Source organism: Motiliproteus sp. MSK22-1 (assembly GCF_001968815.1).
Taxonomy (GTDB): domain Bacteria; phylum Pseudomonadota; class Gammaproteobacteria; order Pseudomonadales; family Balneatricaceae; genus Motiliproteus.
Genome location: NZ_MIEQ01000025.1, coordinates 39,637 through 61,949 on the forward strand (window position 1 = coordinate 39,637; position 22,313 = coordinate 61,949).

At 45.6% G+C, this 22,313-nt stretch carries 21 protein-coding genes; 9 read left to right on the top strand and 12 right to left on the bottom strand.

The features are described 5' to 3' along the window. Nucleotides 1-65: 65 nt before the first annotated feature. From BGP75_RS05585 to topA, 3 genes are all read right to left on the bottom strand, one after another. Entirely contained in the window at nt 66-308 is a 243-nt protein-coding gene (locus BGP75_RS05585) for a hypothetical protein (protein ID WP_076716343.1), read from the bottom strand. 37 nt (nt 309-345) lie between these two features. Then, the gene (locus BGP75_RS05590) at nt 346-885 is read right to left on the bottom strand and encodes a DUF6586 family protein (RefSeq protein ID WP_076716346.1); all 540 of its coding nucleotides are present in this window, start codon (nt 883-885) and stop codon (nt 346-348) included. A gap of 105 nt (nt 886-990) precedes the next feature. Next, the gene (gene topA / locus BGP75_RS05595) at nt 991-3,657 is read right to left on the bottom strand and encodes a type I DNA topoisomerase (protein ID WP_076716349.1); all 2,667 of its coding nucleotides are present in this window, start codon (nt 3,655-3,657) and stop codon (nt 991-993) included. 210 nt (nt 3,658-3,867) lie between these two features. Here topA and BGP75_RS05600 point away from each other — a divergent pair, with 210 nt between their 5' ends. Next, entirely contained in the window at nt 3,868-4,575 is a 708-nt protein-coding gene (locus BGP75_RS05600) for a hypothetical protein (RefSeq protein WP_076716352.1), read from the top strand. A 41-nt stretch (nt 4,576-4,616) separates the two neighbouring features. Here BGP75_RS05600 and BGP75_RS05605 read toward each other — a convergent pair whose 3' ends face one another. Next, nucleotides 4,617-4,841 carry a DUF1653 domain-containing protein gene (locus BGP75_RS05605; protein ID WP_198939279.1) on the bottom strand — a complete coding sequence of 75 codons (225 nt, stop codon included), beginning with the start codon at nt 4,839-4,841 and terminating at the stop codon, nt 4,617-4,619. A 99-nt stretch (nt 4,842-4,940) separates the two neighbouring features. After that, nucleotides 4,941-5,447, bottom strand: coding sequence for a hypothetical protein (locus BGP75_RS05610; RefSeq protein WP_076716357.1), 507 nt, complete (start codon nt 5,445-5,447; stop codon nt 4,941-4,943). Between the two features lie 141 nt (nt 5,448-5,588). Here BGP75_RS05610 and BGP75_RS05615 point away from each other — a divergent pair, with 141 nt between their 5' ends. After that, the gene (locus BGP75_RS05615) at nt 5,589-6,032 is read left to right on the top strand and encodes a universal stress protein (protein WP_076716360.1); all 444 of its coding nucleotides are present in this window, start codon (nt 5,589-5,591) and stop codon (nt 6,030-6,032) included. Nucleotides 6,033-6,196: 164 nt separating this feature from the next. Here the strand turns inward: BGP75_RS05615 and BGP75_RS05620 are convergent, their stop codons facing one another. Next, a complete protein-coding gene (locus tag BGP75_RS05620; RefSeq protein ID WP_076716363.1) occupies nt 6,197-8,125 on the bottom strand; it encodes an ATP-binding cassette domain-containing protein in 1,929 nt (642 codons plus the stop codon). 292 nt (nt 8,126-8,417) lie between these two features. Between BGP75_RS05620 and BGP75_RS05625 the strand changes: the two genes are divergently transcribed. After that, nucleotides 8,418-10,532, top strand: coding sequence for a transglycosylase SLT domain-containing protein (locus BGP75_RS05625; protein WP_143820992.1), 2,115 nt, complete (start codon nt 8,418-8,420; stop codon nt 10,530-10,532). A 178-nt stretch (nt 10,533-10,710) separates the two neighbouring features. Here the strand turns inward: BGP75_RS05625 and BGP75_RS05630 are convergent, their stop codons facing one another. Then, nucleotides 10,711-11,646, bottom strand: coding sequence for a chemotaxis protein CheV (locus BGP75_RS05630; protein WP_076716369.1), 936 nt, complete (start codon nt 11,644-11,646; stop codon nt 10,711-10,713). A 122-nt stretch (nt 11,647-11,768) separates the two neighbouring features. Between BGP75_RS05630 and BGP75_RS05635 the strand changes: the two genes are divergently transcribed. Then, nucleotides 11,769-12,569: a TatD family hydrolase gene (locus tag BGP75_RS05635; RefSeq protein ID WP_076716372.1), complete on the top strand. Its 801-nt coding sequence runs from the start codon at nt 11,769-11,771 to the stop codon at nt 12,567-12,569. Nucleotides 12,570-12,667: 98 nt separating this feature from the next. Here BGP75_RS05635 and BGP75_RS05640 read toward each other — a convergent pair whose 3' ends face one another. Further along, nucleotides 12,668-12,919, bottom strand: coding sequence for a glutaredoxin family protein (locus BGP75_RS05640; protein WP_076716375.1), 252 nt, complete (start codon nt 12,917-12,919; stop codon nt 12,668-12,670). Between the two features lie 162 nt (nt 12,920-13,081). On the opposite strand from BGP75_RS05640, the gene BGP75_RS05645 reads away from it, so the two are divergent. From BGP75_RS05645 to BGP75_RS05660, 3 genes are all read left to right on the top strand, one after another. Further along, the gene (locus BGP75_RS05645; RefSeq protein ID WP_076716378.1) at nt 13,082-14,809 is read left to right on the top strand and encodes an alpha/beta hydrolase; all 1,728 of its coding nucleotides are present in this window, start codon (nt 13,082-13,084) and stop codon (nt 14,807-14,809) included. Nucleotides 14,810-15,134: 325 nt separating this feature from the next. After that, nucleotides 15,135-16,520, top strand: coding sequence for an MATE family efflux transporter (locus tag BGP75_RS05655; protein ID WP_083704642.1), 1,386 nt, complete (start codon nt 15,135-15,137; stop codon nt 16,518-16,520). 172 nt (nt 16,521-16,692) lie between these two features. Further along, entirely contained in the window at nt 16,693-17,790 is a 1,098-nt protein-coding gene (locus BGP75_RS05660; RefSeq protein WP_076716383.1) for a DUF3080 family protein, read from the top strand. A 100-nt stretch (nt 17,791-17,890) separates the two neighbouring features. Here BGP75_RS05660 and BGP75_RS05665 read toward each other — a convergent pair whose 3' ends face one another. From BGP75_RS05665 to tusA, 3 genes are all read right to left on the bottom strand, one after another. Continuing rightward, the gene (locus tag BGP75_RS05665; protein WP_076716386.1) at nt 17,891-18,472 is read right to left on the bottom strand and encodes a TIGR00730 family Rossman fold protein; all 582 of its coding nucleotides are present in this window, start codon (nt 18,470-18,472) and stop codon (nt 17,891-17,893) included. 4 nt (nt 18,473-18,476) lie between these two features. Continuing rightward, nucleotides 18,477-18,983: a ProQ/FINO family protein gene (locus tag BGP75_RS05670; RefSeq protein ID WP_083704643.1), complete on the bottom strand. Its 507-nt coding sequence runs from the start codon at nt 18,981-18,983 to the stop codon at nt 18,477-18,479. A gap of 172 nt (nt 18,984-19,155) precedes the next feature. Beyond that, nucleotides 19,156-19,398, bottom strand: coding sequence for a sulfurtransferase TusA (gene tusA / locus BGP75_RS05675; RefSeq protein ID WP_076716389.1), 243 nt, complete (start codon nt 19,396-19,398; stop codon nt 19,156-19,158). Between the two features lie 280 nt (nt 19,399-19,678). On the opposite strand from tusA, the gene BGP75_RS05680 reads away from it, so the two are divergent. Continuing rightward, entirely contained in the window at nt 19,679-19,963 is a 285-nt protein-coding gene (locus BGP75_RS05680; RefSeq protein WP_076716392.1) for an antibiotic biosynthesis monooxygenase, read from the top strand. Nucleotides 19,964-20,005: 42 nt separating this feature from the next. Here BGP75_RS05680 and rlmM read toward each other — a convergent pair whose 3' ends face one another. Next, the gene (gene rlmM / locus BGP75_RS05685; RefSeq protein ID WP_076716394.1) at nt 20,006-21,076 is read right to left on the bottom strand and encodes a 23S rRNA (cytidine(2498)-2'-O)-methyltransferase RlmM; all 1,071 of its coding nucleotides are present in this window, start codon (nt 21,074-21,076) and stop codon (nt 20,006-20,008) included. Nucleotides 21,077-21,405: 329 nt separating this feature from the next. Here rlmM and BGP75_RS05690 point away from each other — a divergent pair, with 329 nt between their 5' ends. Beyond that, nucleotides 21,406-22,164: a helix-turn-helix domain-containing protein gene (locus tag BGP75_RS05690; RefSeq protein WP_076716396.1), complete on the top strand. Its 759-nt coding sequence runs from the start codon at nt 21,406-21,408 to the stop codon at nt 22,162-22,164. The last annotated feature ends 149 nt before the right edge of the window (nt 22,165-22,313 follow it).

Consider the following 22,313-nt stretch of genomic DNA (forward strand, 5'->3'; position numbering starts at 1 on the left):
AGGAGCCGCGCTTGGCCGGGTGGCTCTAAGTTTATATGGCCGCATACGCAAACTCTTTGAATGAGTCAGTGTATAACAGGATTTTCTTCTAAATCTTCATCAGCAATTCGTTTTCGCGCGTCCACTATCAACTGGACACCCGCAGCAATCATTGCCTGAGCAACTCCCAGGTGCTCATCCTGCAAAGACTCAGTGGTTTCACTGGAAAACTGAACAGTAATCATTGGCTCAGCCTCGGCATCATCGACTTTACGCAAGGCTATACCACCATTTTCTAACTTCACAATTTCTAGAACTTCAGAAGACATCTAGTATCCTATTTCATTGCTGAATGGCAACAATCAATCACCATTCTTTCATGGATTCTCTGTGGCGTTCAACCAACTCACTAAGAGCATTCAACCACTGCTCCAACTGAGAGATCACCTGGGGTTCATCGGCGTAATCAGGATTAACCTGCACCACATGAATTTCCGACTGGCTAGCAAGTTCAGATGGCTGCCGAACTCTTCTTGACTCAGCCCGCCAGCAAGCCTGATAAGCACGCAAAAGAGCAGCTAACCAAGTTTCTCCATCAAGTAATTGCGCTATTTCGTTAACCTCTGGCGCTTCAATTCCCTGATTGGACAACCGAGTCAGCAACGAGTTTAAGGCATCTGCAGATTGCGGGTCTACCTCCTGTGGGTCAAGCCGATATATATCAGCAATTTCTCCCAGAAATGCACCATATGCTCCGGCGAGGTAAAAAAGCACTGACTCATTAAAAGATTCTATCAGCGCATGCTTATTCCAATCTGAGCTGCTCTCCGCAATTTTTAGCTGTTCAAGATGAAGCCGACAAAAACCAAGCTTCTGGTTGGTGCGGGTAACATACAAGCTCGACATATTTACTCCTGATTCAATGAAACAGCATGCTCAGACAAACAGAACTCATTAAACTACCCCGCTTACTAACGTCTTCCACACACTTTCTTACCTTACATACAGTGGCTACTTAGCTGCCGCTTTAGCCTTTTTCGTCTTTGACTTGACTTTATCTTCTATAACCCATTTGCCGTTTTGGTAGAAAGCCTTCCAACCAGTGGCTTTCTTATCCACTTCAGTCATTACATATTGCTCTTTGGTTTTACGACTATAACGAACGATTGCAGGATTACCCTCTGAATCTTCAGCCGGGGCACTAAGCAAGAAATGGTATTTGCTATCAATTTCATCTTTATGAGGTATCAACTCAGAAACCAACGGAGCGCGGGTTTCACGATTCTTTGGAAACTGGCTAGCCGCTAAAAACATACCTGAAGCCCCATCTCTGAGAATATAGTGATCTTCTACATTCAAGCATTTCAATTCAGGCATCGGGACCGGATCCATTTTGGGAGGAGCAGCCTCCCCACTTCTGAGTAATTTTCGAGTATTTTTACACTCTTCGTTAGTACAGCCAAAGTATTTGCCAAAACGACCGGTTTTAAGCTGCATTTCTGCAGCACACTTATCACACTCAATAACAGGACCATCATATCCCTTGATTTTAAACTGGCCACTTTCCACTTCAAAACCCGGGCATTCTGGATTATTGCCACAGACATGAAGCTTTCGCTGTTCATCTATTAAGTAACTATCCATAGCTGTGTCACATATTTTGCAACGATGTTTCTTACGCAACAATCGGGATTCCGCTTCATCATCAGCATCAGCACTGATAACTTCATCGCCGTGAACTAGATTAACTGTTGCCTTACAACGCTCTTTGGGAGGCAAGGCATAACCGGAACATCCAAGAAACACACCCGTACTTGCGGTTCGAATCATCATTGGCCGACCACACTTTGTGCAAGCGATATCTGTTTCCGTCGGAGTGTTCTGTCGCATCCCCTCCTCTTCATCCTCAGCAAGCTCCAGCTTGTTTGAGAAATCCTTATAAAATTGATCCAACAGCTGCTTCCAATCCTTTTTGGCATTAGCAACATCATCCAAGGCTTCTTCCATTTTCGCGGTAAAGCCGTAGTCCATTAAATCAGAGAAGCTTTCAGAAAGCCTAAGGGTGACAATATCGCCCATTTTTTCCGCATAAAAACGTTTGTTTTCCAGCCTGACATAGCCTCTGTCCTGAATCGTAGAAATAATCGAAGCATAGGTCGAAGGCCGGCCAATCCCTTGTTTTTCAAGTTCTTTTACCAACGCCGCTTCACTATATCGAGGTGCAGGCTTGGTGAAGTGCTGTGACGGGTCAAGAAGGCCAAGCTCCAGCAAATCCCCGCACTGAATATCCGGAAGAATCAGATCTTCATCTTTCTTACTGTTGGATGGCATCACAATCAAATAACCATCAAAGCGCAGTATTCGACCTCGGGTACGTAACTCATAGTCACCGGAGCGAACCTGAATTCGAGTACTGGTAAACTGCGCCGGGGGCATTTGACAAGCAACAAACTGTCGCCAAATGAGCTCATATAACCGTTGAGCATCTCGCTCCATGCTACTGAGGTGAGTAGATTTCACTCTTACATCAGAAGGCCTGATCGCTTCATGAGCCTCCTGAGCACCGGATTTACTGCTATAGACATTCGGAGAATCAGGCAGATACTCCGCCCCGAATCCTTCAAGTATAAATTCACGACAACTTTCCACTGCATCCCGACTTAAATTGGTAGAGTCGGTTCTCATATAAGTGATGTGACCTGCTTCATAAAGCCGCTGTGCCATCATCATGGTTTTCTTTACACCAAACCCTAGTCGGGTACTCGCAGCCTGCTGCAAGGTTGAAGTTATAAACGGGGCATTTGGACGACTGGTGGTAGGCTTATCTTCACGATTGATAACCTCATATCGGCCCGCTTGTAAGTTTTTTAACGCGACATCGACCTGTTCTTTGTTAACCGGTCGAAAACCCTCACCATTTTGCTTGGTTACCTGAAACTTAACTTTCTCTTGCTTCTTAGTCAGCAGTTCTGCTGCGACTTCCCAATATTCCTCAGGCACAAAAGCACGTATTTCCCGCTCACGTTCAACAATCAATCGAACAGCCACTGACTGTACACGCCCCGCCGATAACCCCCTGGCCAGCTTAGCCCAAAGCAATGGCGAGACCATATAGCCCACGACACGGTCCAGAAATCTCCGCGCTTGCTGAGCGTTAACGTGATGCATATCCAGTTCCCCTGGATCTGAAAAGGCCTCAGTAATCGCGTTTTTTGTAATCTCGTTAAAAACGACTCGTTTAAATCGACTATCTTCACCCCCAATCGACTCACGAAGGTGCCATGCAATTGCTTCTCCTTCACGATCCAAATCCGTCGCGAGAAAGATTTGATCTGCATTCTTCGCCAGACGTTTTAACTCATCAACTACTTTTTCCTTACCAGGAAGCACTTCATAGTGGGCATCCCAACCATTCTCTGGATCAACCCCCATACGAGCAACCAGCTGCTCTTTTGCCTTGCGTTTTTTCTGAATAATCTTTTGCTCTGGCGACAGCTTGCGAGTTGCAGCGGCAGCCTTGGCTCTGGCTTTGGCATCAACAGGCTTACGGCCCCCCCCACTAGTAGGTAAGTCTCGGATGTGCCCTACGCTTGATTTAACGACATAATCGCTACCGAGGTACTTATTTATAGTTTTGGCTTTGGCCGGTGACTCAACTATGACTAGTGACTTTCCCATACAGATAAAAACTCAAACAGGGCTAATTTTAAAGATACGACGGTCTGCGAGCGACATATATAAGGCCTGAACGGCCATGGGTCAAGCAACGATATAGGAAAAACAGATATTAACCTCATTCCGGTAGCCCAATTAATTGACTACTACTGACCCTTCTAATTGACTACTATATAGTGATTCGAATCGCCTTAATTCAGATTGCCACACACTATGTTCCAAGAAAACCAGGCTCTTTTAATCGTCAGCTTAGCATGCGTTCTCGTTGGGGCACTTTCTGTTAATTATTATTTCTACCGACGTCAGGAAGCAGAGACAGCCAGACGAATTAAAATAAAACAACTAAAAGCTCAATTGGAACAAGTGTTGGATACACTCACGGTCCTTAAACAAACCCCTTGTAATCCACAGCTTGTTTCTTCCATGGAAAGCTTCTCGTTAGATCTTATCGGCCAAATCCAATCTCTGGACAAAAATGGAGACTTTACGAACAAACTTCAAGGCAAGACCCATGTCCCACCCACCCAGGAAATTATTTTTCATAGTGACAGCAGCATAAAACTTGCGCAGCGAAGCATCCGAAATGGTACCTCCTTACTGGTCAAGCTTAAAAGCAAAGGTAGATTGACACCGCTATTGTTTGCTGAGTACAGCAGGGAACTCAGTTGGATTCACAGCTTGATCGAAGCTGAGGCTCACATCGAAATGGGGAAAAAATTGCTGGAAAGCAGCAAAATCAGTATCGCCGTAAATCACTTCAAACACGCAAAAAGCACAATATCAAAAACTTCAGGAAAAGACCCTAGAAAGCAAATAAAATTAAATGAGATCAAGGAGTTGATAGAAAAATCAGTTCCTGCAGAATCTTCAGCTCAAGCCTCAAAGATTACTCCCTTGGACACCACGGCTCCAAACCAATAAAAAAATTGCCCTTTCGCCGCGATAATCTGTAAGGTTTATTTTCAACCTTGTTCATCAACATCTCCTACATATTTGAATCTTGGCACAGAAATTCCGTTAAACAGTACACTTTCCTGAAACATATCAACCGGCCTGACCCAAAGGCTGTAGTCACCATACAGCATCCTATAAACAACCAAAGATTCCTCTGTTTCAGAGTGTGTTGCGACCCCAACCACTTCGTATTCATTACCCTTATAGTGCTGGTATCGACCCGTTTTTATCATCACAATCCCCCTTTGTATTATCTATAATTAAAATCCCCCTGAAAATGACAAAAATGGGAACCTCTACAGGATATAAGCAAGAGAACAGCCCCCATATGCCTATATATTCTCGTCGATCATGCGATTGAGTAACTGATAAATGTGATCCACTGTTTCAGGAGTGCCATTTTCCCTCCAGTAAATAGAGGCCGCTAGCGGTGTAGACTCCAGCGAAAAACCATCATCTGGAAGCTCTGCAATAATTTTCTCTATTATTTCAAGCTGCGATGCATTGAGATGCCCTTCTCCTTTGGACCAACTCCAACCACTGGGTAATCCCACCGAGGCGTGGCTCTCCAGCTTGAAAATATGCCAAGGGATGGTGTTTTTTTTTCCTCGAGTCTTAGCAGGTGTTCTCGGTAATCGATAAGCCGTACAGGTGCGCTCCTCGGGAAGTGATTCCCCGAGGGCTCTGGGAAATAATAAGCGGGTAATCTGCACCTGTAGTCCTAGTCGAACCGCTTTTTGACGTAACATAGCCTGGACCCGTTGCTTCGGAGAAGGCATCATCCAAAGCATTGAGCCAACAATAGAAAGTAACAATAATACAATGATGACCCAATTCATCTTATCGCCTATATTGAGTTAAGAACGTTATTGAGATAAAGCGTCGGTTTAATGCGTTAGAGAGCAAGCTTACAGAAGTTGATTTCTATCGACTCGGCCTATGGTAAGCTAATTCCTAAAGGAAATGCAGAGGGAACAACAATGAGTTACCAACATATTTTACTTGCTGTTGATCTAACCGATGAATCAGCTCAGGTAGCAGAGAAAGCGGTTTCACTGGCTAAACAAGGAGCAACTAAACTCAGCTTAATCCATGTTATAGAGCCACTCAGCTTTGCTTATGGAGGCGATGTGCCAATGGACCTCTCAGCTATTCAGGAACAATTGGATGAGCATGCGCAACAGCGGCTGAGTAATTTTGGCAACACTCTGGACTACAGCGTGGAAAAACTCTACGTTGTTTCAGGTCACACTGAGAGTGAAATTCATCGGGTTGCCAAGCAAGACTCTGTCGATTTGATTGTGGTAGGAAGTCATGGCCGTCATGGATTAGCCCTATTACTTGGCTCCACCGCTAACGGTGTATTGCATGGAGCCAGTTGCGATGTCCTGGCCGTCCGGGTAAGTGACAAAAAGTCAGATTAGCATGGTTATATTGCATAACCCTGTAAACTATTTTACAAAGCTTATCATGGTGGTTGCTGGCACGCTTTCAACGTGCTTAGCAACCACCACAATTCAAGCAAATAACATAAAGATTCGTGAGTTTTCAACTAACAACAGCTGCGCCTGAACGACCGACTCACTGATCAACCTTCTTGCATTTCCTCCAACTCCAACCATCGTTCCATCAAGGTCTCCAATTCAGCCTCACAAGCTTCCAGCTGGCTCAGGCGCTCAGCAACCAGCGCATGATCCTGCTGATAAAAGTCACCGGCCGAAGTCTCCTCCTGTAATGCCGATAACCGCTCCTCCAGCTCCTCAGTTTTAGCCGGTAACTGATCCAGTTCGCGCTGCAGTTTATAACTCAGTTTTTTAGCCTTAACAGGTGCAACTGCTGGCTTTTTACCTGATTCGATACCCGGCTTTCCTGCCCCCTGCTCAAGCCCTTTTGTTTTGACAGATAGCAATGGTGCGATTGCATCACCAAGAGTTCCACCCTGACGAATCCAATCCTCATAGCCACCGACATACTCAGCAATTCTGCCGTTTCCTTCAAAGACCAAAGTGCTCGTTACTACATTATCCAGAAAAGCCCTATCATGGCTGACTAACAAAAGAGTACCCTCAAAATTACCGAGTAATTCTTCTAACAGCTCTAAAGTCTCCAGATCCAGATCGTTTGTCGGTTCATCGAGTACCAGCAGGTTAGCGGGTTTACTAAACAAACGCGCTAATAACAGTCTATTCCGCTCTCCTCCTGAAAGAGACTTAACCTTGGCTCTGGCCCTGGCCGGCTCAAACAAAAAATCACTAAGATAGCTGATTAGATGCCTCTGCTTACCATTAATCGTGATTTGCTCGCGTCCTTCCGCGACGTTATCAATTACTGTCTTCTCCAGATCAAGTTGATCCCGCAACTGATCGAAATAAGCCACTTCAAGGTTAGTCCCTCTTTCTATTTTCCCGGACTGAGGTTCCAAGCCACCCAGAATAAGACTCAGCAAAGTACTTTTTCCCGCGCCGTTTGGCCCGATCAGACCGATCCGGTCACCTCGCATTATTCGCAAATCCAGCGCACTCACCAGCTTGTTATTTCCATAGCCATAGCTAACCTGCTCCAGTTCTGCGACCAGCTTACCGGACCGTTTGGCTGATTCGAGACCAAAACTCGCTTTCCCTTGTTGCTCTCTACGCTGCGCTCGCTCCATTCGCAAAGCCTTCAATGCACGTACACGTCCTTCATTTCTGGTACGCCGTGCCTTAATCCCTTGACGAATCCAGACCTCCTCCTGGGCAAGTCGCTTATCAAAAAGAGCATTCTGTCGCTCCTCATCAGCAAACATCCGTTCCCTATATTCAAGAAAGCTTTCATAGTTGCCATCCCAGGCCACCAATCGCCCTCGATCAAGCTCAACTATTCTGGTAGCCAGTCGCTGAAGAAAAGAACGATCATGGGTAATAAAAATCAGCGTTCCCGAATAGTCGAGCAGTTGCTGCTCCAGCCAGCGAATGGTTGTTATATCAAGATGGTTCGTCGGCTCGTCAAGAAGCAATATATCCGGTTCAGAAACTAACGCACGACCCAAAGCAACTCGACGCCTCCAGCCGCCCGACAGAGACTCCATCTTTTCGTTGGCTGGTAATCTTAGACGAGTCAACACTCTCTCAACGCGCTGATCAAGGTGCCAACCATCCACTGCTTCAATTTTCTGCTGCAGCTGTTCAAGTTTGTTAATGTTCTCAGCATGGTCATCGGAGCTTGAAAGGCGGTGATACTCTTCAAGCATTAACTGGGTATCACCGAGTCCGCTGGCAACAACGTCATACACCGTTTTATTGTCAGCATCAGGAAGGTCTTGCTCAAGCACCCCTATTTTCAACCCCTGTTGCCGCCAAAGCTCCCCACTATCCGGTTTATTTATGCCCGTTATCAGTTTCAGGAGGGTAGATTTTCCAGCCCCATTTCTCCCGATCAAAGCAATCCTCTCTGAGGCGTGAACAACCCAATCGGCTTTATCCAACAAAGGATGATCACCAAAAGCAAGAGATACCTGATCTAAACGCAACAACGCCATTTTGGGCCACTTCTTAAATAGTTAATGTATGTACTTGATTGTAAATATATATATTCTTAAATTGTGAAACCAGCCAAGCCAATGAACAGGATTGTGAATTTTTCTGGAAATATCACCATCCAACCCAAAACTATTAGCCAGAGTCTTATCACTGACCCCAGACACTGCAGCTCATGAATGAGTTTTCGCAATATTTTGGTCAAAAGAGTCTTAAAACTTCACACTGTTTACCTTCAAAGTACGCTATTCTATCCTGAAATTGTTCTGGGTTAACCATATCGGAGGTATATTGGTGCAGCACCAACCCCAAGGAGTAATACGATTAGTATCAGCCGTTTCACCAAAACAGATCTTCGGATCACTTACCCGATGGAGGCATAAGCCGCTCCAGCAAGGGTTGCTGATCATACTGGGGCTCATACAACCCTGTATTGGCAGCAGTGCCCTAGCTAAAACATCAGAGGTCAAAGCATCGGTATCCAGTCTGTCAGAGATAGCCCCTGCAGCTCCAAAACCTGATTTCAATACAACGGCAATCTCTCCTCAGAAGCTACGTCAATTGCGATCCGATTATAAAAAGGCCCGTAAAGCGATCACAACAAGAAACACTAAGCAACTGCAAATCCTCATGCCCGCTCTGGTGGACTATCCACTATATCCCTATTTACATTACTCTCAGATAACATCCGACTTATCCAAGCTGAATCAAAAAAACTACAACGATTTTATGGAAAGCTACAAAGATACGCCACTACCGAGCAGGCTCGAATCCAAGTGGCTGTCTTATCTGGCCAAAAGAAAACGCTGGAATAATTTTTTAGACAACTATCCCGCCAACACCTCATCGACCAGTCGGCAGTGCCAGCGACTCTGGGCATTGCATCAAACAGGTAAGAAAAAACTTGCATACTCTCAGGTACTCCCCCTCTGGAAAGTTGGCCGCTCCCAACCAAAGAGTTGCGACAAGATTTTTCGTAACTGGATAAAAGCAGGGCATTTGAAAGAACAGGATGCATGGCAACGTTTTTGGTTAGTGCTGGAGAATGGAAACCGCTCTCTAGCCCGTTATGTTGGTGACCTGATCAAGGACTCAGCCCACCGCCGCATGGTTACCACCGCAATCAACTTGCATAAAGATCCGGTAAAGCTTGCAAAGCTGAAACTACCATCAAAAACACCTGGTTATACCCAGCTGGTTGTTACATCGTTGAAGCGTCTTGTCTGGAAGGACCCGGAGCAAGCACTTCAGTTATGGCAAAAACTGGAACCGACACTCACCCTTAACACCGAACAAAAATTAAAGCTGAGGCAAAGACTGGGATTATCAATGCTGAAAAAATACCACCCCCGCAGCGGATACTGGTTGAAGCAGCTGGACCCCAAAATTGAAGACCCCAAGCTAATAGAATGGGGACTGAGGTTCCATCTCAGTAATCAGGACTGGGAGGCAGTAGAAAAGCTGATTGCCCAGCTTTCTCCTGAAGATAAAGACAAGGGGCGATGGCGCTATTGGCTCGGACGCGCCATGGAAAGCAATGGCAGCAAACCAAAAGCCATTGGCATTTTTACTGAGCTATCCAGAGAACGGAGTTTCTATGGGTTTCTGGCTGCAGATAGGATAGGACAGACCTACAGCCTCAACAACAGCTCTCAACCTGTTGATCAGAAAGTCATTTCACAGCTATCAAAGTTACCAGCACTGAATCGTGCCAGAGAGCTATTTCATCATGACCAATTACTTGACGCCCGAAGAGAATGGTGGAAATTATCTCGCCAGTTCAGCGCTGATCAGCATATTCAGTCTGCACACATTGCGCGACGCTGGGGATGGTACACACAGGCGATAAGGGCCACAATATACGCCAGACACTGGGATGACCTTCGACTGCGATTCCCAGCACCGTACAGCCAGAGCATCTCAACAAACGCACAACGATTTTCTATCGACATCCCATGGATTTTTGCTGTTACACGTCAAGAGAGTGCATTTGCAGCTGACGTACGTTCTCCTGCTGGAGCAGTTGGGCTGATGCAGCTGATGCCCGCAACAGCAAAACAAACAGCGAAATCAATTAACCTTCGTTACAAAGGCTCTCATCAGCTCAAAAACCCAAGCACCAATATTCAGCTCGGCAGTGCGTACCTGTCCAAGATGCTGGAACGACATCAGGGAAACCGTGTTCACGCAACAGCAGCGTATAATGCGGGACCGCATCGGGTAAAGGGATGGCTGGAAAAAAGAGGGGCACTACCCGTTGACTTATGGATAGAAAGCATTCCCTTTGATGAAACCCGGCAATACGTCCAGAATGTATTGAGCTATTCAGTAATATACAGTGACCTGCTGGGGCAGCCAAAGCAATTCCTTACGCCAGTTGAGGCCAGTAAATTACCGCCGATAAACTAACGCCAGGCACGGCCCATAGCCGCTTTGCTGTTAATCGTTATCAGGCTAGCGAACCATTCGCCAGCCTGATCAAATCACAGCAACGCAAAAACAGGCAGATATACCTGAGATCTGACAACAGCTGATGCTAACTAGCGGTTGATATTGACGTAAAGGTTATTTGGCGCGAAGAGAATGGTTAACCAACAGCATACAAGTCACTGATACGCTCCAGTACTTTTTCAGCAAGTCGATCTGATTCGAATTTTGGCAAGAAATCATTGCAGCCCACCTTTTGCACCATCGCTTTATTAAATGTACCTGACAGCGACGTGTGCAGAACGATATAAAGGTTCTTCAGATCTGGATCATTACGAATTTCAGTCGTGAGGCGATAACCATCCATTTCGGGCATTTCTGCATCTGTTATAACCATCACGAACTTTTGCGTGACATCTCCGAGAGACGCAAACGCCTTTAACTGCTCAAGGGCGTCAGTACCATTAACTGCCTCAGTAATCCTTACTCCAAGGTGTGATAACGTGATTCGCACTTGATCCCGCGCTGTCTGAGAATCATCCACTACCAATATCTCTTTTCCTTCGGCCAGCTTGTGCAGATCTTGTTTCATCACATCCTCAGACACTTCAGTAGAGAATGGCGTAATTTCTGCCAGTACTTTTTCCACGTCGACTATCTCGACAAGGCTGTTATCCTGCAGTCGTGTAATTGCAGTCAGGTAATGTGCTCGTCCAGCTGTCGCAGGTGGTGGCATCACATCACTCCAGTCCAGGTTGACGATCCGCTCTACATCACTAACAAGAAAGCCTTGTACGCTGCCGTTATATTCAGCAACAATCATATGAGACGCATCGGTGACAACGGTTGCTGGCATCCCAATTGCGGCGCTCAGATCAATGACCGGCACGGTTAATCCACGCATATTAGCGACGCCGCAAATATATGGATTAGATTGAGGAAGAGCATTAAGCCGTGGCAGCTTAAGTACCTCTTTGACCTTAAAAACATTGATGGCAAAAAGCTGGTTTCTTCCGAGTCTAAACAATAAAAGCTCGAAACGATTCTGACCTACGAGCCTTGTTCTCTGATCAACCGAGTCTAATAATCCACTCATTTCGATCTTCACCTTAATTCTGAGCTATTAAGCTGTTCAGCTATATATAAAAAACCGCATCTCCTGATAGCATAACCTGTATTGCAGTTATTGCGTAATTTTCAAAACAGGATCAACCCAAAATGTCTGAAATTTGTTCTTATTTAACTGATATTGCTGCCAACCTTACAGATAAATCATTTGCCAAAGACATTGATGCAGTTATAGACCGGGCAATGGCCGCAGGAGTCAAAAACTTAATTGTCACAGGTACTGACCTGGAAAGCAGCGAGCAAGCAGTCGAACTTTCGTCACGCCATCCTGGTCATTTATTCTCAACAGCAGGGGTCCACCCTCATTATGCCAAAGATTGTAACAGCAACACACTGTCCCACATCAAAGCCTTGCTGCAACATCCTTCCGTTAAAGCAATAGGAGAAACAGGCCTGGATTTCAATCGAAACCTTTCTCCAGCACAACAACAAGAACAGGTTTTCGCGCAACAGCTGGAAATGGCCTGTGAGATGAACATCCCCATTTTCATGCATGAGCGGGAGGCACACAATCGGTTCTATGAAATAGTAAGACACTACCGGGATGAGTTAAGTCATGGCGTTCTTCATTGTTTCACCGGAACCAAAAAGGAGCTTTTTGCTTGTCTCGATCTCGATCTGCACATCGGAATTACCGGATGGATATGCGATGAACGCCGTGGTCAACACCTACTGCCGCTACTTAAAGAGATCCCTTTAGACCGATTAATGCTTGAAACCGATGCTCCCTATTTACTTCCCAGAAACCTTTCGCCAAAACCAAAATCACGTCGAAATGAGCCCGCCTACCTGACACACATCTGCCAACAGGTTGCCCAGCAAATCGATATCAGTCCTGAATTGCTGGCCCAGAAAACTACAGCCACAGCAAAAACCTTTTTCGGAATTTAAGCCTTCGACAAGGCGCCATGAATAAGATTGAGGGAGATTTTAAGTTTCTAATCGCCTATAAAAAGGCCATCAGCGGCTACAGAATTGACACAGGGGAATCAACAACGGCTCAGACCATCAACAAACTGTTGAAATTGCTCGTAATCAAAAGGCCAGCCAAGCTCAGCACCACCTTTTTTATCAGCCACCACAGGTATCCTAATCCCGTACTGGTCGACCAGAGATTCAGAATCACTGATTTCTACCAGCTCAACTTGAAATTCAGTTGTTTTTTGAGAACTCAGGATCAATTGCAAGGCTATTTCACAGAGATGACATCCTGTCGTGGTATAAAGTAACAATTGTTCCATTTTTAAGGCCAACTTTGTCAACCAACTTGTAATGATGAGCGTTAGATACCAAAGGATTACTACTATATACAGGGGTTGGTATATAATGTGTCGCAGTTTGGCCCCTATAAATGGCTGCGTCAACGCCTATTTTTCTTACCAGACCACACAGAGACTCTGTATATGGATAGCAAGAACACAACCAACAGCGCTCAGGATTTCTTAACTGCTATGAACACCGAAGCACACAAGGTAATGGAAATGTTCGGTGGCAAAGCAGGAGAAGAGTACCTGGATAATCTTAACAGCGCCTGGTCTCAACTGCTTAACCGTCCCCATGATCCCCAAGGCTGGGTGGATGCAATTTCTGAATATCAAAAAACTCAAATGCAGTTTTGGTCCGGATTACTGACGGGCAATACGAATGCTGCAACACAACCCGCTCCCGGTGACCGCCGCTTTAGTAGTGATGAATGGAGTGAAAGCCCTGTATTCAACTACATCAAGGAATCTTACCTGATCGCCTCTAAAATGCTGAATAAACTGGCGACCAGCGCTAATCTCGATGAAAAAAGCCAACAGAAGCTCGAGTTCTATACTCAGCAATATATAGATGCAATGTCTCCAACCAACTTTGCAGCAACAAACCCTGAAGTAATCCAACAGGCAATAGACTCAAAAGGTCAAAGTCTCATTGATGGCTTGCAAAACCTAATTGGTGACATAGACAAAGGCAGCATCAGTATGACTGATGAAGAGGCCTTTACTCTAGGTGAGAATATCGCCACAACTGAAGGCTCGGTCATATTCCAGAATGAAATAATGCAGCTGATTCAGTACAAGCCTACCACTGAAAAAGTAGCCGAAAGACCTCTGCTCATCATCCCGCCCTGCATTAACAAGTTTTACATTCTGGATTTACAGCCCCACAATTCATTTGTCAAACATGCCGTAGAACAGGGTAATACTGTCTTCCTGATATCCTGGATAAATGCCAGCGCCGAAGACGGACATTTATCTTGGGACGATTACGTGGACAAGGGGGTTTTCACAGCGCTTGAAACCGCCAAATCTATTACCGGCTCGGATCGTGTAAATGCCGTCGCCTGGTGTGTAGGTGGCACTATATTGGCCTCAGCATTGGCAGTGATGGCCGCCAGAAAAGACAATACCGTTTCTTCTGCCACCTTCCTTACTACACTAACAGACTTTTCAGAGCCTGGTGATCTAGGCGTTTTCATTGATGAGGAGCAGGTTGGCAAGCTGGTTGAACAGGTTAAATCTGAAGGCATCCTTAGCGGTAAAAACCTGTCTACAACCTTTAACATGCTGCGTTCAAATGATCTGATCTGGTCCTATGTGGTCAACAACTATCTGAAAGGACAGGCCCCTGCCCCCTTCGATATTCTTTACTGGAACAGCGATCCAACAAACCTGCCCGGTGATATGTATTGCTACTATATGACCAATATGTACCTGGAAAACAATCTGGTTAAACCCGACGCACTGACGATCTGTGGTGAGAAAATAGACCTCAGGAGAATAAAAACACCTTGCTACATGCTTTCATGCATCGAAGACCACATTGCTCCTTGGGAGTCGACCTTTGCCGCCACTGAGCTATTTAGCAACGTTGAGTTTATTCTGGGTGCCAGCGGTCATATCGCAGGGGTAATCAACCCAGCTTCAAAGAACCGTCGCAACTTCCAAATTGATGGAGAACTAGGTAAAGGCACGGCTCATTGGTTGGAAACCTCTAAAAAGGTTGATGGAAGCTGGTGGAACCACTGGACTCCCTGGTTAAAGAAACGTGCAGGTAAAATGGTTAAAGCCACCGAAAAGCTCGGCTCTAAAACTTATTCCCCCCTTGAGGCGGCCCCGGGAAGCTTTGTTAAAAAGCGTATAAACTAACAAACTTATGTAACGTTTATATGTTGTAACCTTAAACTTTCAATTGAAGGGGACTCAACTCCCCTTCAATTGTCTGAGGTACCGGCTCCTCTAATGCCAGAGGCCGAAGGGACTTGTTCAGAGGTTCCTTAATATCAGATCCAGACTGCACGAACGATATCAGATAAGCTAAAGCGGGACAGTTGACCTTCCCACCAGCCTTTTTCCTTCTGAATAAACAAGCACTACGGAAGGACTGTTTTATTTCTGAGATTATCCTCTGATTTTTGCACTCCTCAAACAGGTTGAATTCAACAATAATCACCACTAGCAGCAAGAAACCATATTGAATCAGTCATTACAGGCCATACCACCCTCTTCCAGGCAGTTTTGGAACGAAACCTTAGCCATATTCAAACTAGGGTTTCCCATCATCGCCACTCAAATGGCACAAGCAGCCATGGGTTTTACTGATACCGTAATGGCAGGACGCTATGGTGATAATGACTTAGCGGCAATAGCGATGGGCTCCAGTCTATGGATGCCGGTAATGCTGTCACTTACAGGTGTTCTGCTGGCGACTACACCTTTGATAGCCCAGGCTTTTGGTGGGAACAATTTCAACCGGATAAAGCAGGTTATTCAGCAATCAACCTGGCTTGCACTGGTTCTGGGCATACTGGCCGGAACGCTTCTTTGGCATGCTGAACCGGTATTTCACCTCGCGTCGGTCGATGCCGCTGTGACCGTCATCAGTGTAGACTACCTTCAGGCACTTGCCTGGGGTCTTCCTGCGACCGCTTTATATCAGGTCTTGCGAAGCTCTAATGAGGCTTTTCACCGAACTCAACCGATTATGGTAATTAGCTTTATCGCCCTAGCCTGTAATATTCCTCTTAACTATCTACTTATTTACGGTGCTGCGGGTCTTCCCGAGCTAGGCGGCGCGGGTTGCGGCTGGGCCACCTCTATCGTCATGTGGATACAGTTTTTGATTTTGCTGTTTTACAGCCTTAAAAGCCGATCTTTCAAGAAAATACGATTCTGGGCTGATTGGTCCAGACCAGCTTACAGACAACAGACTGAAATTCTACGACTCGGGATTCCCATTGGAATATCGTTATTTATCGAAGTCAGCATGTTTACGATAATCGCCTTGTTTCTGGCTCCGTTAGGACCACAGATCGTAGCAGGACACCAAATCACAATCTCCTTTTCCAGTTTATTATTTATGATTCCGCTCAGTCTGGCCATGGCTCTCACCATCCGCACAGGCTATGCTCTTGGTAAAGGACAACCGGAGCAGGCCCGCTTCATCTGTAAAACAGGGCTAATCCTCGCCATACTTATTGCTTCCGCAACTTCTCTCGTCATCTTTTTATTTGCAAATACAATATCAACCCTGTACACGGAAAGTTACGAGATACAAACCATCGCTACAAAATTACTTGTTTTGGCAGCAATTTTTCAATTTTCGGACGCACTACAGGTCACGTCAGCAGGGGCATTAAGAGGATATAAGGATACTAAAATCCCCATGTTTGCCGTATTTTTTGCTAGCTGGCTGGTTGGCTTACCGCTAGGCTACAGCCTGGGCCTGACTGAGTTTTTGGGCACCCCACAGGGTCCAGAGGGCTTTTGGATAGGCCTGATTGCTGGACTGACAGCAGCTGCTCTGCTCTTGGTGGCTCGACTACACTCTGTAACCCGCAAATATATCTCAGATGAGTAAGTCATACCTATACTGGTTTTCAGAATAACTATACTTGTGTTAGCTCCCCCGAGACTTGAGATAGCTGCTCAGAGAAAACATCTCAACCTCATTGAACAAACCCATTCACACGAGGGCCTCATCACCGCACCTAAGCACAAAGTGACCGACCAACACTGGAGGCCATATCACCATGCCCAAGCAACTCTTCCTGCATTCAGTCAGACTCATTCTATTGTCAGCCTGGGTGTTACTATATGGCTGCGATCAAAACAGCCCGGAAGCGATGCTCGAAGATTATCTGGTACGAGTCAGTAACAGCATTGACCAGGAATATCAGCCAGCCTCTCCATACGCAGGATTAATTCCTCTTCCGCCGCGACGCGAACGCAGAATACCGACAACCGAGCTTCGCAGTGGATTACTGGAAACGCTTGGGTTTTCAAACTGCAACCTACTGCCACTGATTGCCAAGCGGAACAGCTCACTGGGCAAGGTCATGAAACCCTCAGTACTCATGCGCTATGAACTCGATTTCTTTGAACGATTACATCCATGTTATGAGCGCTACCGTGCTTCGAGGACATCAATAGATTTAGATTTTTTTCGTCTACTCGAAGAAGTACACCAAGTGAAATCTGACAACCTGGAAGCTGTCGTCTGGAACGGTATATTTACCAGCGAGGCAATGGAAAAAAATTTCTCTCTTTCCCAAGATCCGCTTCCCGTTACCGGGAATCCAGGATTTGGCGACAGCTTACGGGCATTACAACAATTTGATAAGGTCGTCGAAAGTGTTAGTGAATACCGGAACAACAATCATATAAAGCTACCCAACAAACTAGAAGACCTCGAACAGCACTACTTTGCCATCTACAGTAGCGAATATGGAAGCCAGTTAATTAAATCCCTGGCGTTACTCTCCTATTATCTCAACCTGACAGCAAATGTTCTGGAACAACGAATGGAACGACGCCCCCTTTGTTTCAACCAAACCCCCACGGAGAGTGCCAAAATACTCAAAAACGTTTTTATAAAATATTACTCTAAGGATGTACAACCCTACATGGCTCTTGTCCAAAAACAGGGCTCAGAGTGGCTAAAATATATAAACAAACTGATAAATTCCAACCGATTTAGGTTACCTGTCAGCGTTCAGCACTACCAAACACGTATGTTAGCGATGGATGCTCCGGAAGGGCTTTGGTCCAGCTATCAACGGTCAATAAAACGCCACACACAAGCCTGGCAAAAACTCCTGACCGAATGCGGGCTTATGCCTGGTGTTTAGGGCAATGAATCTGCTGCTACAGAATGTTGAGGAGAGGTAAAGCTAATTACAGAAAAGAAGCTATCAACAAAAAAACGCCTTTGACTCGTTCTGAGCAGTTTTACACTTCAGAAGATTCGATCCAGCTATTATCGACAGGTGAAGAATAATTATTCATGGCATTCAACAAAGCCTCAGGTTCATCCCCGATGAGAATCATATCGCGGATTTTTTTCCTCATCAGACCTTGTATGACGCTGTGATCCAAAAATTCAATCAATTTATCATAATAGCCATTAACATTGAAAAATGCGCAAGGCTTAAAGTGAACACCAAGCTGAGCCCAAGAGATCATCTCGAATATTTCTTCCAGCGTACCGATTCCTCCCGGTAACGCTACAAAACCATCAGCTCGCTGCGACATTTCCTGTTTCCGCTCATGCATGCCGGAAACACTTACCATTTCTGTTAAATGCTGGTGGGCCTGTTCCCACTGGATCAGCCCTTTGGGCATAACTCCAACTACTGTTCCTTGCTGGCCCAGCACGCGGTCAGCAATAACACCCATCAGCCCATTTCGGGAACCACCGTAGACAACGCCAACTCTGCGCCTGACCAAAACATCTGCGAAACTCTCAGCTTGCTTTATAAAATCAGGATCTACTCCAGAGTTAGCACCACAATAGATGGCGATCTGCTGCATCGGTTTAACCGCCTTTTTGCAGCAGCTGGCTCAATTTATCGTTAAAACGTTCCTGGCGTGCGTTTTCACGACTCTCCTCACGCTCCTTCTTGATTCGCTCATTACGGCTATCCCGAATCTTTTTCAACATGGCTTTCGCGTGTTCAGCCTCCTGCTCGCTGACCTTACCAGCAGCCTCTCCCTTCAGGTCAATCCGATCAGCCCCTGCTTTTAGCGCTTTATAATAAAGCGGTGAGCGCACATAAGAAGCCAAGGCACGTTTAATTTTGCCTTGAGATAACTTTCCATCAGCGACAATATCTTCCTGAATACCGATCTTGAGTGGCCGTACACTGTTACGGTTAAAAACTTCAGGATAGTGTTCGGAAATTGTCGCAATAGCAGCACTATTTGCAGCCCGGTTCTTGCTCTTACTTTTGCTTGAGGGATTACCTGTACTTGGGGATTTACCCTTAGAAGTAGGAGTACTTTCAGCGGCTGTATTTTCTGTTGCTGTTTTTTCTGCAGTCATGGAGCTTTACTTCGCTTAACCAATATTAAACAAATTTTATAGCGAAACGAGTCATTCACAGACGACGTATCGATGAGATTGCAATCGAATATTCTGCTTTTATAGATAAAACCAGAATTCGACGGCACAGAGTGCTTGTCGGCAGTCTATAGGCGATTAAGCCCGATGGCAATCAAGCAGCTCCTTTACGGATGTAATACAGGAAACACTCCTGCACTTCTTGATGATCAATCAACTCATGACCTAAAAAAGTGCAAAATTTCGGAATATCTCTCTGAGTTGATGGATCCGTTGCTACAACCTCAAGTACTTCACCAATTCCCATATCACGTACTTTATTGTGTAACATCATTACCGGCTCTGGACAAAACAGTCCTTTTGCGTCCATGTAATGATCCACTTTTATATCGGGCATCAAAAAAACCTCAAATCTCGATAACGCCTATTCTCTCAGAACACAGCCCGACGAAAAAGCTTCCTGTTCCTTTTTTCCTCAAGAATTATTAGAACACTGATAGAGCTCTCCTATACTTCTAATTAAAGGAAATCACAAATGGTGGAATTTAAGCCTGCCTGTAAATAGATAATGCAAGCTTGAAACAATGATAGCGATAAAACAGGAACTCCAAAAAGACTAAGAAACCTAAAACAATAGGAGCTCAGAAGACTCACACAGCAAGAGGCGTAGTGAACCCATGATAAAGATAATAATTGAACGTCACGTGGCCGGGGAGCTTATAGACTACTATCATCGAGCATCCCGCAATATTCTTCAGATGGCAATGCAGTCTCGTGGCTTTATATCAGGCGAATCTCTTAAAAACTCCGATGATCCTAATCATCGGTTAATCATTGCCAGCTACGACACTTCTTCCAATTGGAGCCTCTGGTACCATTCAGATCAGCGAAAGGCCCTGATGGAAGAACTACGACCTATGCTGGTAGAAGATGAAAAAATAACCGTTTTCGAACATATATGATGACATAACCGCCAGCGCCACAGGCTAAGCCATTATTTTTAACTATACGGTATCGGTAGGACGCAGATAACAAGTCACTTCTTCACGGTCATGATAGAGGTGTTTAACATCCAGAATGTAATGACCAGGTAGATCTGTTACCAACGTTTCTATTGTTTCTCTGGCATCAACCACCGCTTGGTAGCGTTTTTTCATCGGCAACTTCAAATTAAACACAGCTCTTCGGCAGCCACCATTAGCTACCCAGTCAGCGGCAAGTCGCGCGACTTTGCTTGGCTGATCAGCGATATCACATACCATCCAATCCACAGTCTTGTTTGGCCGATACGCAAAACCATCTTCCCGAACATGAGTAACTAGCCCGCTATCCATAAGGGACTGCTCCATCGGGCCGTTATCGACAGCGGTAACTCTGATATGTTTTTTAACTAACTGCCACGTCCACCCCCCAGGAGCTGCCCCCAGATCAACTGCGGTCATGCCGGGTTCCAGTAAATGCTCCCTGTCCTTCAATGAAAGAAATGTATGCCAAGCTTCTTCAAGCTTTAAAGTGGATCGACTGGGAGCCTTAGAAGGATACTTTAATCGCATAATTCCCATTGGATTGGGAGAACTGTTTTCAGGATAACTGATCCCCATATAAGCAGAAGACGAATCCTGAAAGAAAAGATGCAAGCGCGGAAGCTTTGACGTACGACGTTGCGTTAAGACCCCGGCACGGCGAAATGCAGCAGCACAGGGCGAGGTAAACTTCTTACAGAAAGTTGCTAGTTGCTTAGCGTCATTGGTATCTGCAGTTTCAATCACCAACTCTCCACACTGCGGTAGTTGCTTAGCGGCAGCTACCAGGGTTGTTATCCGGTCTTTAGCTGGCAACTCGTCAATTCTCTCGCCACAAGCAAGCCACTGACGAGCAAACACCATCTTTGAAAAAGCAAGCAACTTAATTAACCGATGGGCTCCACCAGGCTGCTGACATACGTAACAGACATAACCATCGCCACTCTGGGTTTTAGCATAGCCAAATTCACCCGCCAGCTGTGCTTGATCACTGATCTCGGCCGCTGTTTCAGATTCAAAGCCCGGACGACAATACAGAATCAAATGGTCCATTGTTTTCTCTACCCAATATGAATACAACAACAGATAACTGCTGCAAGTGGTCGCCATTATCTACAGCATTGAAGGAATACACCAGAGGTCCGGCGCAAGAATTAGTCACAAGACATCAAATCCGCTCTTGATCATATTTCACCAAGCCGCTGTATGGCAAACAGCCATTAATACTCAGCATATAATTATCAACGAGCCCATTTGATATAAAGCAATTAGCGCAAAATACCAAAATGCTAATATCTCAATATTCAACGAGACTAAAGAGCTTTAGCCAAAACCATAAGCCTGACAAGCTTAGAACGGCGAACATACAAGCAGGTGCCTGAATGACAACTCGAATCACCACTGATCGCCCACCACGCCGTGGCCAGGCCAACCATGTAGCCTGCGACGATTGCGGACTGTTTCCGCTATGTAATCCCATCAATATCAGCGGTCATGAGCTGAGCATGGCCGAAGAATTTGTAGAACGACGTCAGCCCATAAGAGCCGGCGAGTATCTATTTTCCGAAGGAGCTCCATTTACAGCAATTTATGCTGTTACCTCCGGAGCCATCAAACTTGTCAACAACTCTGATGAAGATGAAGAGTTAATTGTCGGCTTTGTACTCTCTGGAGAAGCGCTGGGACAAACGGGCATTTATCCTCAACGCTATCCATGCAGCGCAATAGCTCTGGAGGACAGCTTTGTCTGTGAATTACCCTTCGGCAGCTTGCTGGAGACTGCCAATCAGGTGCCAGTACTGCTAAACAACTTCCAGACGATGCTGCACAAGGAAAACTTTGACCTGTATCGCCAGTTCGCGATGCTGATGGCACGTAAAAATGCAGAACAACGTTTGTCCGCCTTTTTACTGAATTTATCATTGCGACGACAGGAACGCGGTTTTTCTGCTGAGGAGTTCCAACTTCCGATGTCACGAGATGATATTGCAAATTTCCTCGGACTGCGTAAAGAAACGCTGAGTCGCCTATTCACCAAACTCCATCAATCAGGATCAATAGCAGTACGCGGAAAACATATCCGGATGCTGAATGCAGAACAACTGCGTAAAGCTTCAGGACTCCCCTCCTCAGCCTCCTGACTGTATACGGGCTGATTTCCTCATTGTAATCACAAAACGGCTAAAAGGTTTTTTGGACTTGTGCCGCCAAAAAACCTTATGCTGATTTTGCTCGTTGAGTACAATCGCAATAGTCATTTTACAACGGCCCAGCTCCTTTGATATTTTTC

Coding starts and splice junctions, on each gene's coding strand:
- BGP75_RS05640 (WP_076716375.1), bottom strand. CDS start 12,919: ATGGAACAATTGTTACTTTATACCACGACAGGATGTCATCTCTGTGAA.
- BGP75_RS05680 (WP_076716392.1), top strand. CDS start 19,679: ATGATAAAGATAATAATTGAACGTCACGTGGCCGGGGAGCTTATAGAC.
- BGP75_RS05610 (WP_076716357.1), bottom strand. CDS start 5,447: ATGAATTGGGTCATCATTGTATTATTGTTACTTTCTATTGTTGGCTCA.
- BGP75_RS05635 (WP_076716372.1), top strand. CDS start 11,769: ATGTCTGAAATTTGTTCTTATTTAACTGATATTGCTGCCAACCTTACA.
- BGP75_RS05605 (WP_198939279.1), bottom strand. CDS start 4,841: ATGATAAAAACGGGTCGATACCAGCACTATAAGGGTAATGAATACGAA.
- topA (WP_076716349.1), bottom strand. CDS start 3,657: ATGGGAAAGTCACTAGTCATAGTTGAGTCACCGGCCAAAGCCAAAACT.
- BGP75_RS05690 (WP_076716396.1), top strand. CDS start 21,406: ATGACAACTCGAATCACCACTGATCGCCCACCACGCCGTGGCCAGGCC.
- rlmM (WP_076716394.1), bottom strand. CDS start 21,076: ATGGACCATTTGATTCTGTATTGTCGTCCGGGCTTTGAATCTGAAACA.
- BGP75_RS05590 (WP_076716346.1), bottom strand. CDS start 885: ATGTCGAGCTTGTATGTTACCCGCACCAACCAGAAGCTTGGTTTTTGT.
- BGP75_RS05665 (WP_076716386.1), bottom strand. CDS start 18,472: ATGCAGCAGATCGCCATCTATTGTGGTGCTAACTCTGGAGTAGATCCT.
- BGP75_RS05670 (WP_083704643.1), bottom strand. CDS start 18,983: ATGACTGCAGAAAAAACAGCAACAGAAAATACAGCCGCTGAAAGTACT.
- BGP75_RS05645 (WP_076716378.1), top strand. CDS start 13,082: ATGGATAGCAAGAACACAACCAACAGCGCTCAGGATTTCTTAACTGCT.
- BGP75_RS05660 (WP_076716383.1), top strand. CDS start 16,693: ATGCCCAAGCAACTCTTCCTGCATTCAGTCAGACTCATTCTATTGTCA.
- BGP75_RS05600 (WP_076716352.1), top strand. CDS start 3,868: ATGTTCCAAGAAAACCAGGCTCTTTTAATCGTCAGCTTAGCATGCGTT.
- BGP75_RS05585 (WP_076716343.1), bottom strand. CDS start 308: ATGTCTTCTGAAGTTCTAGAAATTGTGAAGTTAGAAAATGGTGGTATA.
- tusA (WP_076716389.1), bottom strand. CDS start 19,398: ATGCCCGATATAAAAGTGGATCATTACATGGACGCAAAAGGACTGTTT.
- BGP75_RS05615 (WP_076716360.1), top strand. CDS start 5,589: ATGAGTTACCAACATATTTTACTTGCTGTTGATCTAACCGATGAATCA.
- BGP75_RS05630 (WP_076716369.1), bottom strand. CDS start 11,646: ATGAGTGGATTATTAGACTCGGTTGATCAGAGAACAAGGCTCGTAGGT.
- BGP75_RS05620 (WP_076716363.1), bottom strand. CDS start 8,125: ATGGCGTTGTTGCGTTTAGATCAGGTATCTCTTGCTTTTGGTGATCAT.